Raw genomic sequence first — 11,964 nt, forward strand, 5'->3', positions numbered from 1 at the left:
GTGGGCCCGGTGGCGAACGGGCTGAATGCCTGGCATCTTCTGGAACCGGGTGCGGCAGCACGAGGTGAGCCGGGGGTCTCGTCCGCATCGGGGGCGGTGTCAGGTGTTTAGTTCCAGCATCAGCGCGGGGAGTTCATCGGCAAGTTCACGCGCCAGGAATCCAAGAGGCCCGAGTTTGCTGGCCAAGCGGTCGGCTGCGGCCGCGTGAAGGTGGCTTCCCCAGCAGGCGGCTTGGGGGCCGCTGGTTCCGCGTGCCCGGACCCCGGCGATGGCACCTGCCAAAACGTCTCCGCTTCCTGATGTCCCCAGCCCCCCGTATCCCGTCGTGATCCTCCACAGTTCGGCGTTCCCGGACCCGTCTCCGGGGGACCCTGCGATCACGCCTTGACAGCTCACCACCGCGTCGAAACGGCGGGCTATGGACATCACATCGGATTCCAGGTCCTTCAGTCCCCGGCCCAACAGGATTTCCGCCTCATGCATATTGGGGGTCAGGATGAGCCGGCCCCGCAACGGCTCCAGTCTCTCTTCGAGTTTGGGCAGCCCGGCCAACGCGTAGGCGTCGACGACGATGGCGGGCCGACTCGCGACTTCCGACATATCGGCCGAATGCTCACGCTCGAGCAGCCTGCGCAACAACTCCTCGGCCAGGTCCAGATCGTCCAAACCGGGACCGACCAGGATGGTGTCGGCCCGATCCAGGGCCGAGGAAATCCGGTCCAGCCCTTCTCCAGTAACGGACCCGTTGGCGTTTTCCGGCAAGCCCATGGCCCCGCATTCCGGCAGCGCCACTCCCACCTGCACTGCCACGGACTCGGCGACTGCCAGCGTGAGCTTTCCGGCACCTGCACGAAGTGCCGCGGTTCCGGCAAGCACCGCGGCCCCGGGCGTCGTACGTCCGCCGCCGATGACCAGGACCGTGCCGCGGGAGTACTTGTCTTCCCCGGGTGCCGGCAGCGGCCAGTCGCGCAGCAGCGACGGTGTCACGGGCGTGGGATCCCCGCCTTTGCGATCAATGCGGGTGGACATTGGTGTCTCCTGCGTGCTCGGTAACCGTCACGCCCTGCTCGATGAGATGGTCGGTAACGTTGAAGCTCTCCAATGTCCACGGCCCGGAGCCCGAGGGACGCACGTAACGTGTGATCGAGGCATTGAGGATGGACGTACTTGCGGCAAGGTCCAGAAGCTCTTCCTCCGACATGCCCTCCAGGATGTATCGGAATAGCATGATCACCGCGTCATGGCATACCAGCATCACCCTTCGTCCGCTTCCGAGCCTGTTCAGCTCCTCCAGGACGGATCTCAGCCGGAGCGCCACATCGGCCCACGACTCCCCGCCTGGAGGCCGGTAGTACAGCTTGCCCAACCAGAGCCGCCGCTCGGCTTCCTCCGGGAAACGCCTGTCCACACCCAGCCTCGTCAGCCGGTCCAGGATGCCCAGCTCGCGGTCCCGCAGCCGTTCATCGGTGCGCACCGTCAGCGGCCAATTGGCTGTCTGCACAGCGATTTCCGCTGTTTGCTTGGCTCGTGTGTAGGGCGAGGACACCACCGTATCGGGCCGGACATCGTCATCGACCCGGGCCAGTGCGGCTCCCAACGCCGTGGCCTGTTCCTGCCCGGTGCCGGACAAATACACGTCGGCATCCCGCGCGGGGACCTCGATGACCTCCGCGCCGGCCAGGCGCGCGGCGGTGGCAGCAACGTTGCCTTCGCTCTCTCCGTGCCGGATCAAGAGCAACTCCACCGCTCCCGCTTCCTGCACAGCGTCCGTCAGCCCACCTTCATTCAAGGAAACCACCCCCTCATTCTGCGGTCTTTGCGATTGCTGGAAGACTACCAACTCAGCACCTACGGGAGAAGCAAAACGTACGCGACCTGGCACCAGGATGGAGGTCTTTGTCCCGTAAATCCACGGCGGCTCGCTGCGCGCCGCGGCGGGCATTGCGCAGCGCGTCGGCGCGGACCGATGTGGATCCTCGGGCTTGGCCTTCGACGGGATACATGTTGGGATCGAACCCACACCCCTCGACGTTGTGCCGCTTTCTCGTGCAGGTATCGGGCGTGCTTCGCCTGCGCAGACAGAAACGGCACACACCGAGGGGGAGGGAAATGCGATCCGCTGTTTAGGAGGCGAGGGCTGCAGCTTGCGCAGCTGATGATTTTCGCCAAGGGCTCCCGGTGAAGCGGATGTACTTCAATACCGCCCGATCGGGCTCGTCCTGCTCGCCATTGATCGCACCGTCGACCCGTTCGTGCCACTCCTCCGGCACCAACGCGGGATTGACCGGGTTCTGGCACATGAACACCCGAAAGGCGGGACAGAACGGAACCACCTCGATTCGGCTGCGCCTGGCATCCTCCAAGATGAAACCCATCGCCCTATTCGCCCGAGCAGCGCTCTTGAACTTGCGCCGCATTTCGGTGTAGAGCACCCACATCTGCTTCTCGTGCATTTCGTACTGCACAAATCCAATACGACTTCCGGCCTCAAAAAATTCGTACCTCTGAGCCTCGGTATTGTTCTGGATCACAAACACACCACTACACCTCCATTGCCATCCCAGGCCCCAAGACGAACGTTTCATCGCCTTGGTCCAGGTAAGGCGTTGTAAATGAACAGGACAGTCATCTGCAAGTGTGGCGCCGGAGCGCTTATCCATATTTTTACCGTGACCAGACCTTACGGGTTTTGAATTTTCGCTGTCCGCCGAAAACCCGACACGCACAGACCAGTACCTTTGCAACCCTCAGTTGATGCCCTATTGGTGAACTACCCCTGACAAGCCAATCCGCGAGTTGGTCGTCTCTGTCCCTTCGTCCGGGGGAGGGGTAGGGCGCCTGTGGGGCCGCCAGACATCGGGCAATGGCGACACTCATGGGACGGTTCTGGACGTTCAGGCGCACGAGACCTTGGGCAGCACTGGAAACAGCTGGAAACTCAAATTGCGGCACCCGATTTCCGCCGTGCATCGCCGGGTCGGGAGCTACCGTGCGAAGCCGGCGCGCGACACAGCGCTGCAACCTCGGCTGCGGAACGGTACATCATGACGTGGCTCTCGTCGTCGATCTGCGCCATCGAGCCCTGCGGCGCTAGGTGCGCGAGGGCGGAGGTCCATGCTGCCGGGACGATTGGATCCTTTATCCCGCGGACAACCACCACGGGCACCTGCACATTGGCCATTCCGTTTTCGATGTGATTCGAAAGCATCGCTGGAACTGTCCTGAAGTACCAGGGCGGGCGGCAACGGAAAATGTAGTCGCTCAGTACGACGGCGTTGATCCGCCATGGCTCGCGGAGGGTGTCCTGCCCCAGCCGGAGGGCCTGGAGCCAGAATCCGCGCTCGGGTGGGTAATTGGTGGGCCCCAGCAGCACGAGGCGGGGAGCCGCAGTCGCGCGCATGTTCACCATCTCCACTGCTATCTGGCACCCCATGGAGTGCCCGACCAGGATGGGCCGATCTGCCCCCAATTCGTCAAGGGCGTCCCACACGGCGCGTGCGTAATCCGGCACGCTCAAGGTTCGACGTGGTTTCGGCGTGCTTCCGTGGCCAGGCAATTCGATGTTGTGGACCGTGGCGGTGCGTGCCAATTCCTTGGCGAGCGGGCGAAAATAGCGCGACGAGACGCCGATGCCGTGAATCAGGACATAAGTGTCCGGGCCGGTTCCCTCGCTATGCACGTGCACCTGGGTGCCGGGCCGTCCCGCCACATGGAACCTCGGACCACGGCCGCGGCCAGTCCCTCGGGGCACCGCCGAGTCCGTCCGTCGGTGCAACAAGATTCCGCCGACGACCAAGCCAAGACCCACACCCAAGAGGACACCGGGAACGATGTCGGGCCCAATGAATGTCTTGATGAATGTCTTGGACGCAGTTTCCCGGTTGCCGCCGTTCGTTGCAGCAATTGTGGACATGCCAGCCCCTCGTTTCTTGCCCATGACCGGTCCTCTTCGGGAAAACAGTAGCCGTGCCTGCTCCTGTAGTCCATGCTCTGTGCTGGGGTTGGGCCGCGATGTTGGGGGGAGGGGTCAGCCCGTGTCACATGGCATCGATGCCTGGTTAACGGCCGTTGGCCTTTTGGATGAGTGGTGGTGGGTGAGGCTGGCCCTAGGGTTGTGCTGCAGGTTCCGCGTCGTCGGCACCGTCGCTGTACCGTGAGAGTTCCTGACGCAAGGCCGTGTTTTCCGCCTCGAGGGCCAGGGCCACACGGATGCCGGAAAGGTTGAGGCCGAGGGCAAGGAGTTCGGCAATCCTTCGCAGGATCACTATGTCGTTGTCGCTATAGCGGCGGGTTCCTCCTTCGGTGCGTCCCGGCTCCAACAGTCCCGCCCGTTCGTACAGTCGCAGGTTTTGCTGCCCCATCCCCACCAGCTCGGCCGCGACCGAGATGGCATAGACCCCGCGCGCCCCTGGATCCCCGATGACCATGGTCGATCCCCTTTCCAGACTCAATTCCAAAAAAACCTCTTGCACCAGACTGTCACGCATGCTATAAAAAATCTATCTCCACCGATATAGGTTTTGGTGGGGATCCACCACCCAAAACGGCATCAAATGACACCACAAAGGAGAGAAAGCCATGTTGATGCGAACAGATCCTTTCCGTGAAATCGACCGGCTCGCCCAGCAGGTTTTGGGGACCTCAGCCCGACCGACCACCATGACCATGGACGCTTGGCGTGACGGCGATACCTTCGAGGTTCAGTTTGACTTGCCCGGGGTCAGCCCGGACTCGATCAACCTGGACGTGGAACGCAATGTGGTGACCATCAGGGCCGAACGCCCGGATGTGGACGAGAACGTGGAGATGCTTGCCGCCGAGCGGCCTCGGGGCGTGTTCAGCCGCCAGCTGGTCCTGGGAGAAAACCTGGATACGGAGAACATCCAAGCCAGTTACGACTCCGGCGTGCTGAGCTTGCGCATCCCGGTGGCCGAGCAGGCCAAGCCGCGCAAGATTGCCATCACCAGCAAGGACGGGGAGCGCCAGGCCATTAGAAGCTAGGCCGCGATACCCAAGGTTCCACGTTCCGCAGTTGGAAGGCACGCCGACGGCCTGCCGTGCCTGGGCATAGGCGGTTGCCATAGGACACGTCACGGCGCAGCAAGGGCCACGGTTGTCCGTTGGAATTGCCTTCCGCTCCTTGGTCCCCGGTCCACGGCCGGGGACCAACTCACATTCAAACACAGCCCAAAGGGGAGGACATCTTCGAGGGGAACCGAAGCGTTCCCGTCGAACACGATGTCTCTTCCGTTCCGCGGGCCGCCTGGCTCGCGCGGGCGCAAGGCCAGTCGAGGGTCATCGGTCCCGTTGTCGGACCACCGCCAGGAGGTGTTTTTAGATGAGCGCATGGCGTCGCTACGATTCGCCGTTACTGCCTGCCTTCCATGAACGGTTCGAGAAACGTTGGGGCGAGGGCACCGCCCCTTTTTTGGACCCGGAAGTCCATGAACAGCCCATGCCGCGGGCCCAGTGGATCAACATTGACACGGGTGCCGCGCTGGCGGTCGTCCCCGTATGGACAGACGACGAGCATCGCAGGTCGTTCGCCATGTTTTACCTGCCACCGGCCGGCGACATTTGGCTGCTGCGCCCGGGTATCCCTGATTACATCGAATCGGAGAACCTGCGAAGCATTAGCTTGCGCAACGACGCCTTCAAGAAGGCAGTCGACCACGCCAAGGCCTTCATCGAGGGATCCGGAAACCTCTGAACGTCCATCCGGTGACCACCCGGCACCGCGCCGAGACCCGGTGTGCCATCCGGGTCTCGGCGTTCGGGGAGAGCAGTGCGCCTGATCACGGGGCAGCGCTGCGGCTGGCCATGAGACCAATGTAGACGCCGCGGCGGACCGGACGGATGCGCCCCAAGGGTGTCGGATTCCGATGAACCGAGGCAGGATCCGGGGCAGGGCGTGCTTCGGGCACCTGGGCGGTGTCGTCCATCGCCCCCGAGGCCAAGGCCTCCATGGCCTCGACCAATGTCCTGTGCACCCCGGCGAAGCTTCCTGTCCGGGTCGTGGCCTCGAAGCGGTGGTCGTCGCAGAGGCGGACTGCACCCAGCTCCCTTCCGCTGCGGACAACGCGGACGGAATACTGGAAACGCCCGGTTGGGATTGCCTCGAGTCCGTCGATGCGCAGTGGCTCGAGTTCTTCGTGTCTGCTCATTGCGGCACCTCCATTCACAGGTTCTTGTGGGGATCTCCGTGTCCGGGCCTGCGGGTGCCCGCATCCGCGGTGCGGGTCAGCAACAGGGCGAGGGCAACCATGCCCAGACCCAAGACCAGGTGCAGCCAGTTGTCTGCATCGTTCACCGGCACGAAATTGGCCTCCGTGTCGTGGTCGATGAGCAGCCCGTAGATCCACAACACGAGATAAACCACCCCGCCCCACAGCAAGTAGTTCTTGGCCGTGCCGGGGGTTCGGGCCATTGCAATGCCTCCGATGCCGAAGAGCAGGTGAACGACGTTGTGCAGGATGGAAACCTGGAACACGCCCATCAGCATTGCGTCGGAGTCGTGGCCGGCGAAGGAAAGTTGGTCGTAGTTGGAGGTGATCCCAGGAACAAATCCCAGGATCCCGACGAGTAGAAAGACTGCGCCGACGGCCAATGCCGCCTTCTGGACATTGGTGCGCTCTGTGCCTGTACGTGCAGTGTGGCTGGTCATGGTGTGGCCCTTTCCGAGGATCGTGGCTGCAGCGACCTGCTGCGTTCTCACATGTTGCATCATCGGACCCGATGAGGGAACTCTTTTGCAATGCGGTTCCGCGAATTGGGTTCACCGACCTGACACCGGCACCCGGGCGTGAGCGAACCGACGGCCATGTGAAAGTTCGATGCCGTGGGCGTTGCCCGGTGACGTCGTCCCCCACCGACAGCACCACCTCGACGGTATCCTTGGAAGATGAGCGTCGAAGCACAAGCCGCCGTCACCTTTGACGGCCAATTTGCCCGTGAACTTCCCGAACTGGCCATTCCCTGGCAGGCGGAGCAGGCCCCGGATCCGCGGCTGCTGGTGCTCAACGAGCCGCTGGCCGCCCAGCTGGGCTTCGACCCCGCGTCCCTGCGCAACGCAGGGGGCCTGGGGCTGCTGATCGGCAACGCGCTACCCCATGGTGCCACTCCGGTTGCGCAGGGATATGCCGGCCACCAGTTCGGCTCCTACTCGCCGCGTCTGGGCGACGGCCGGGCGCTGCTGCTCGGCGAGATTCTGGATGCCGACGGCCGACTTCGGGACATCCACCTCAAGGGTTCCGGACGCACCCCGTTTGCCCGCGGCGGTGACGGGCTTGCCGCAGTCGGTCCGATGCTGCGCGAATACGTGATCAGCGAGGCGATGCACGCCTTGGGTATTCCCACCACACGCTCCCTGGCCGTGGTCGCGACAGGACAGCAGGTTCGCCGCGAGACCATGCTTCCCGGGGCCGTGCTGACCCGGGTGGCAAGCAGCCATCTGAGGGTAGGCAGCTTCCAGTATGCCAGGGCCATGGACAACGAGGACCTGCTGCGTCGTCTCGCAGACCATGCCATCGCGCGCCACCATCCCGGAGCGGCCCAGGCGCAGAACCCGTATCTCGCGCTCTTCGAAGCCGTGGTCGAGGCCCAGGCATCGTTGCTGGCCCGGTGGATGCTGGTGGGTTTCATCCACGGCGTCATGAATACGGACAACATGACCATTTCGGGGGAGAGCATCGACTTCGGGCCGTGCGCCTTCATGGACGTGTTCAATCCGGCCACGGTCTACAGCTCGATCGACGAAGGCGGCCGCTATGCCTACGCCAACCAGCCCATCGTGGCGCAGTGGAACCTCGCCCGTCTCGCGGAGTCCCTCCTGCCCCTCTTCCACGAGGACCAGGAACAGGCCGTTGCCCTGGCACAGGAATCGCTCGGCGCCTTCCACGGCAAGTACAGCGCCGAGTGGTTGGCCGGCATGAAAACCAAGCTCGGCCTGGCCGAGAGGCTCGACGATGAAGCAGCCACCTCGCTCACCGGGGAACTGTTCGACCTCCTGCAGGAGGACCGCGTCGATTACACGTCCTTCTTCCGGAGCCTGGGCACGGCCGCGCGCGGGGATGCCGAACCCGCGCGCTCGATGTTCTCGAACCCGGCCGCATTCGCTGCCTGGGCGCAGCGCTGGCGGGCACTGGATCCGGATGCGGAGCTGATGGACCGGACCAACCCCGTCTACATCCCGCGGAACCACCTCGTCGAGGAGGCGCTCGCTGCCGCGGTCGAGGGCGACCTGGAGCCATTCTCGAAGCTCCTGGCTGCGGTGACCGCACCCTTCGAGGAACGTCCCGGCTTCGATCGCTACGCCGCCGCGGCACCGGAAGACTTCGGCCCCTACCGAACCTTCTGCGGAACCTGAGCCGTTGCCGCAGTGCCATGCCAGACTGAAGGGGAACGTTGGTACAGGGCGGAAGGATGCCCACGCGGTACGGATTCCACAGGCCCACGTGAGGGAGGTTCGACGATGGAGAATCGGGCAGCCGGCCACGGCAAGCCGCGCGTCTTCACGATTGGCCATTCCACGCGTGGCTTTGACGAGGTGCTGGAGATGTTGCGAAGCAACGGGGTGAGCGAATTGGTGGACGTCCGTTCGTTTCCGGCGTCACGGAAATTTCCGCAGTGGAACCAGGATGCGATCAAGGAAGCGTTGCCCGTGGATATCGGGTACCGGTGGATCCGGAATCTGGGCGGTCGCAGGCACACGCCGGCCGGCGTGGCCAGTCCGAATACGGGGTGGAGGGTCAAGGCCTTCCGTGACTATGCCGATTACATGTCGAGTGCAGAGTTTGGGTCCGGGCTCGCCGAGCTGTTGAAGCTCGCGGATGAATCCGTGCCGGCCATTATGTGCAGCGAGGCGGTGCCGTGGAGATGCCACCGGAGGTTGGTCACCGACGCGCTCCTTGTCGCCGGGGTGGAGGTCTCCGACATCATGTCACCCTCCTCGACCCGGCCGGCGAGCATGACCGCGTTCGCCAAGGTGCACGGCGGGGAAATCACCTATCCCGCATCCGGGGAAGGATGAGCATGGACGTGGGCGAGGAAGTCAGGGAAGTGGTGGTGGCGATCCTTGCCGGTTCCGTCGCGACCTATGGCGAAATCGGGCTGGCGGTGGGAATCGGCCCCCGGCAGGCGGGTCGTGCGGTGTCGGCCCTGGACGACGACGTACCGTGGTGGCGGATCGTCTATGCCGACGGCACGCCGGCGACATGCCACGGCGGGGAAGCCCGGGCGTTGCTTGAGGCCGAAGGCGTTCCGTTCCTCAACGGCCACGTCGACATGGCCAGGATCCGCCGTACCGGCAACCGCTAACGGCCTCCGTGCGCTGGGGGAAAGTCCGGCCGTGTCAGCCTTTCCTGTACCGCCGACCCCCGTTTCACTCGTCGCAGGTCTGCTTGCCGCCATATACTCGGAGCATGCCAATGATGCGCCTTGACAGAGGCTCCCATGCTCAGCCGTCCGCCCTCGAGCAACAGCGGGCCGCTCTGTGAGCGGCGGTCTCGTCGCCCTGCTGGACGATGTCGCGGCCCTGGCCCGCATCGCGGCCGCCTCGGTGGACGACGTCGCCGCCGGAGCCGCGAAGGCGGGGGCCAAGGCCGCCGGCGTGGTCATCGACGACGCCGCCGTCACCCCGCAGTACGTCTCCGGGGCCGATCCTTCCCGCGAACTGCCGATGATCAAGAAGATCTTCTGGGGCTCGCTGCGCAACAAGCTGCTGATCATCCTGCCCGCGCTGCTGCTGGTCAGCGCGTTCCTTCCCGGGGCCATTCCGTTCATCCTCATGCTCGGTGGCACCTACCTCTGTTACGAGGGTGCCGAGAAGGTCTGGCACAAGCTCCGCGGCCACCACGAGGCCGAGAAGTCCCCGGCGGTCGAACGCGGCCCGGCGGCGGAGGCCAAGGTCATCAAGGGAGCCATCACCACCGACTTCATCCTGTCCTGCGAGATCATGGTCATCTCCATGAACGAGGTGGCCACCGAGTCCCTGCTGTCGCGGGCCATCATCCTTGTCGTCGTGGCGCTCGCGATCACGGTGCTCGTGTACGGCGCCGTCGGACTCATTGTGAAGATGGACGACATCGGCCTGCACCTGGCCACCAAGGACTCCGCAGGGACAAAGCGCTTCGGCGAGATGCTGGTCAAGGGCATGCCCGCCGTGCTGGCCGCGATCACCTTTGTGGGGACGATCGCCATGCTGTGGGTCGGCGGCCACATCATGCTGCAGGGGGCCCACGATCTGGGGTGGCACGCTCCCTATGACTTGGTCCATGCCCTCGAGACACCCTTCGCCGGGATCCCCGTAGTGGGCGGCTTCCTGGCCTGGCTCGTGAACACCCTGTGCTCGGCGGTCCTCGGAATCATCTGGGGCAGTGTCGTCATGGCCATCCTCCACCCGCTGCTCAAGGTGCTGCCGTTCGGCAAGAAGAAGGGCGGGCACCACGAGGAGGGCGACGTCCGTGCAGCAATCGCCGGGTTCCGGCCGGGGAAAGACAACGTCGATCCCGCGCCGTAGCTCTTACCCGCTGCTGCTCCTGGGGAGCGGCAATTTGTTTGGCCTTCATGGCGACTCATGGTGCGCTTCCATGGTGCGGCAGGGGTTCTTTCACGAGCTGCAAGGGCCTCCTGCTGGCTGCCATGATCCGGATCCCAGAACCTCTTATCAGAAACACCCCGATCAGTCTCGCCACCGGCTGCGTCATGTCCTCACGTTTGTCCCGGTCGAGCAGCAGGCGCCGGCTATTCACAAGCAGGGAAAGATCTTTGTGGCATGGGCGGATCCATACTCTGCCCTTGGTGAGCCCGGCTTGCTTCGAAACCGTATCGTTCCGCGGTGTTTGTCCATTTCGGGCCGAAAACTGTAACCACCAAAATGTCGGCCAAAGCCCATTGACGCTCTCCGCCAACAATTATAAAGACCTCAGTCCAAATGGACTGGGATCTTTTTATCCTCGATACAGATTAGGACTTATTCATCTGGTGGCAGGGCTGGGTGGTACCTAACTGTTGAGGGTTTCAGCAATGGGCTTACCCACTTCTCGTTTTCCAAGATAGTACTCACCCTGATGCGGTTTGGCGCCGTTTTTAACTGTCCAGCCAGATTCCAAGATGGCGTCGGCAGGCCTGTTTCGTTCAAAGAGGCCTGTGAGATTTGGTTCGGCAGCGACGAGGTCGTTTCGATCGGCGATGTTGACCCATCGGCGGGTCCCGGACGGGTATTCGGGCGGGCGGGGTTGGAGCCGGTCGTAGATGATGCTGCGCAGCCCCAATGGGCTGCCGATCGTGAGCAGCAGAGGCAACCTGTTAGTGAGCTGCTGGGCGGCCACTTCGTAGGCCACGACAGATCCCAGGGAATGCCCGACAATGACCTTGGTCTCCGGTCCGACATGTGCCAGGACACGGCTCTGGATCTCGTCGTGCAGGGCCCGGTCGGTCATATAGGCGGTGACTTGGCGCAAAGGCCTCTTCAGGAGCTCGGCCACTGCCATGGCCCGAAGACCGAACCACGGCAGTTGGGTGGCAGCGTTGATCATGGACCGAACTGCTTCTTCCTTGATTCCCATGGCTTCGTGGGCCGGGTCCAGAAATCCGAGTTCACGAACTGCGATCTCGTGGTCAGGGTGGTCCGCGCGCCCGGCAGCCCGGTTCAGCCATTCTGCGGCGAGGGATTCGGCCAGGGTCAGTTCTTCGGGATCTAGAGCGTCCAAGCCATCATCGGACCCCTGCGCGTCGGGCGTGGTAAACAGGTCTCCGTAAGCGGCCATCCGGACATCGATGCTGCCTTCCGAATGGTGGTTGCGCCAGATCCTGTCGGCCAGATCGCCATAGCCTGCGGTGCGGATGCCGCCAGCCAAGGCTGGAAGCCACGTCTGTTCAAGGGAATCGGCGGTCTCCTGTTCCTGAGCCATACCGTGAACCAGCACAATTTCAGCCATCGGAACTTCTCCCTGCAGTTGGTCAAAG

At 63.6% G+C, this 11,964-nt stretch carries 14 protein-coding genes; 6 read left to right on the top strand and 8 right to left on the bottom strand.

From position 1 onward, the window contains the following. Window positions 1-99: 99 nt before the first annotated feature. The 5 genes from ABD687_RS19865 to ABD687_RS19885 all read right to left on the bottom strand — a co-directional run bounded on the left by ABD687_RS19865 (window position 100) and on the right by ABD687_RS19885 (window position 4,451). Window positions 100-1,029 (bottom strand): NAD(P)H-hydrate dehydratase, encoded by a 930-nt coding sequence (locus tag ABD687_RS19865; protein ID WP_310288617.1) that lies wholly within the window; start codon window positions 1,027-1,029, stop codon window positions 100-102. Continuing rightward, window positions 1,013-1,789, bottom strand: a complete 777-nt coding sequence (locus ABD687_RS19870) for a histidine phosphatase family protein (RefSeq protein ID WP_377700275.1) — start codon at window positions 1,787-1,789, stop codon at window positions 1,013-1,015. The genes ABD687_RS19865 and ABD687_RS19870 overlap by 17 nt, the downstream gene beginning before the upstream one ends. Window positions 1,790-2,123: 334 nt before the next feature. Further along, complete coding sequence (locus tag ABD687_RS19875; protein WP_310288611.1) at window positions 2,124-2,537, bottom strand: GNAT family N-acetyltransferase; 414 nt, start codon at window positions 2,535-2,537, stop codon at window positions 2,124-2,126. Window positions 2,538-2,938: 401 nt separating this feature from the next. After that, window positions 2,939-3,913, bottom strand: a complete 975-nt coding sequence (locus ABD687_RS19880) for an alpha/beta fold hydrolase (RefSeq protein WP_310288608.1) — start codon at window positions 3,911-3,913, stop codon at window positions 2,939-2,941. 193 nt (window positions 3,914-4,106) lie between these two features. Then, window positions 4,107-4,451, bottom strand: a complete 345-nt coding sequence (locus tag ABD687_RS19885) for a MerR family transcriptional regulator (RefSeq protein WP_310288606.1) — start codon at window positions 4,449-4,451, stop codon at window positions 4,107-4,109. Window positions 4,452-4,578: 127 nt separating this feature from the next. Here ABD687_RS19885 and ABD687_RS19890 point away from each other — a divergent pair, with 127 nt between their 5' ends. Both ABD687_RS19890 and ABD687_RS19895 read left to right on the top strand, forming a co-directional pair. Beyond that, window positions 4,579-5,001 carry an Hsp20/alpha crystallin family protein gene (locus ABD687_RS19890; RefSeq protein ID WP_264268025.1) on the top strand — a complete coding sequence of 141 codons (423 nt, stop codon included), beginning with the start codon at window positions 4,579-4,581 and terminating at the stop codon, window positions 4,999-5,001. A 337-nt stretch (window positions 5,002-5,338) separates the two neighbouring features. Next, on the top strand, window positions 5,339-5,710 hold the full coding sequence (locus tag ABD687_RS19895; RefSeq protein WP_264268024.1) for a hypothetical protein: 372 nt from the start codon (window positions 5,339-5,341) through the stop codon (window positions 5,708-5,710). An 85-nt stretch (window positions 5,711-5,795) separates the two neighbouring features. Here ABD687_RS19895 and ABD687_RS19900 read toward each other — a convergent pair whose 3' ends face one another. Together ABD687_RS19900 and ABD687_RS19905 are read right to left on the bottom strand one after the other, a co-directional pair. After that, entirely contained in the window at window positions 5,796-6,164 is a 369-nt protein-coding gene (locus ABD687_RS19900) for a hypothetical protein (RefSeq protein WP_310288601.1), read from the bottom strand. A 14-nt stretch (window positions 6,165-6,178) separates the two neighbouring features. Then, on the bottom strand, window positions 6,179-6,664 hold the full coding sequence (locus ABD687_RS19905; protein ID WP_264268587.1) for a DUF4383 domain-containing protein: 486 nt from the start codon (window positions 6,662-6,664) through the stop codon (window positions 6,179-6,181). A gap of 237 nt (window positions 6,665-6,901) precedes the next feature. Between ABD687_RS19905 and ABD687_RS19910 the strand changes: the two genes are divergently transcribed. The 4 genes from ABD687_RS19910 to ABD687_RS19925 all read left to right on the top strand — a co-directional run bounded on the left by ABD687_RS19910 (window position 6,902) and on the right by ABD687_RS19925 (window position 10,516). Next, window positions 6,902-8,365 carry a protein adenylyltransferase SelO gene (locus tag ABD687_RS19910; protein WP_310288599.1) on the top strand — a complete coding sequence of 488 codons (1,464 nt, stop codon included), beginning with the start codon at window positions 6,902-6,904 and terminating at the stop codon, window positions 8,363-8,365. Window positions 8,366-8,470: 105 nt separating this feature from the next. Continuing rightward, window positions 8,471-9,028 (top strand): DUF488 domain-containing protein, encoded by a 558-nt coding sequence (locus tag ABD687_RS19915; protein ID WP_310288598.1) that lies wholly within the window; start codon window positions 8,471-8,473, stop codon window positions 9,026-9,028. Between the two features lie 2 nt (window positions 9,029-9,030). Beyond that, window positions 9,031-9,315 carry an MGMT family protein gene (locus tag ABD687_RS19920; RefSeq protein ID WP_310288595.1) on the top strand — a complete coding sequence of 95 codons (285 nt, stop codon included), beginning with the start codon at window positions 9,031-9,033 and terminating at the stop codon, window positions 9,313-9,315. Window positions 9,316-9,490: 175 nt separating this feature from the next. Further along, entirely contained in the window at window positions 9,491-10,516 is a 1,026-nt protein-coding gene (locus ABD687_RS19925; RefSeq protein WP_310288593.1) for a DUF808 domain-containing protein, read from the top strand. A 484-nt stretch (window positions 10,517-11,000) separates the two neighbouring features. Here the strand turns inward: ABD687_RS19925 and ABD687_RS19930 are convergent, their stop codons facing one another. Next, a complete protein-coding gene (locus ABD687_RS19930) occupies window positions 11,001-11,936 on the bottom strand; it encodes an alpha/beta hydrolase family protein (protein ID WP_310288590.1) in 936 nt (311 codons plus the stop codon). Window positions 11,937-11,964: the final 28 nt, after the last annotated feature.

Source organism: Paeniglutamicibacter sulfureus, from assembly GCF_039535115.1.
GTDB lineage: Bacteria > Actinomycetota > Actinomycetes > Actinomycetales > Micrococcaceae > Paeniglutamicibacter > Paeniglutamicibacter sulfureus.

What these genes read in the sequence shown, in the direction of transcription:
- ABD687_RS19865 (WP_310288617.1), bottom strand. Translation starts at nt 1,029, where the DNA reads ATGTCCACCCGCATTGATCGCAAAGGCGGGGATCCCACGCCCGTGACA.
- ABD687_RS19880 (WP_310288608.1), bottom strand. Translation starts at nt 3,913, where the DNA reads ATGTCCACAATTGCTGCAACGAACGGCGGCAACCGGGAAACTGCGTCC.
- ABD687_RS19890 (WP_264268025.1), top strand. Translation starts at nt 4,579, where the DNA reads ATGTTGATGCGAACAGATCCTTTCCGTGAAATCGACCGGCTCGCCCAG.
- ABD687_RS19895 (WP_264268024.1), top strand. Translation starts at nt 5,339, where the DNA reads ATGAGCGCATGGCGTCGCTACGATTCGCCGTTACTGCCTGCCTTCCAT.
- ABD687_RS19900 (WP_310288601.1), bottom strand. Translation starts at nt 6,164, where the DNA reads ATGAGCAGACACGAAGAACTCGAGCCACTGCGCATCGACGGACTCGAG.
- ABD687_RS19905 (WP_264268587.1), bottom strand. Translation starts at nt 6,664, where the DNA reads ATGACCAGCCACACTGCACGTACAGGCACAGAGCGCACCAATGTCCAG.
- ABD687_RS19910 (WP_310288599.1), top strand. Translation starts at nt 6,902, where the DNA reads ATGAGCGTCGAAGCACAAGCCGCCGTCACCTTTGACGGCCAATTTGCC.
- ABD687_RS19915 (WP_310288598.1), top strand. Translation starts at nt 8,471, where the DNA reads ATGGAGAATCGGGCAGCCGGCCACGGCAAGCCGCGCGTCTTCACGATT.
- ABD687_RS19920 (WP_310288595.1), top strand. Translation starts at nt 9,031, where the DNA reads ATGGACGTGGGCGAGGAAGTCAGGGAAGTGGTGGTGGCGATCCTTGCC.
- ABD687_RS19930 (WP_310288590.1), bottom strand. Translation starts at nt 11,936, where the DNA reads ATGGCTGAAATTGTGCTGGTTCACGGTATGGCTCAGGAACAGGAGACC.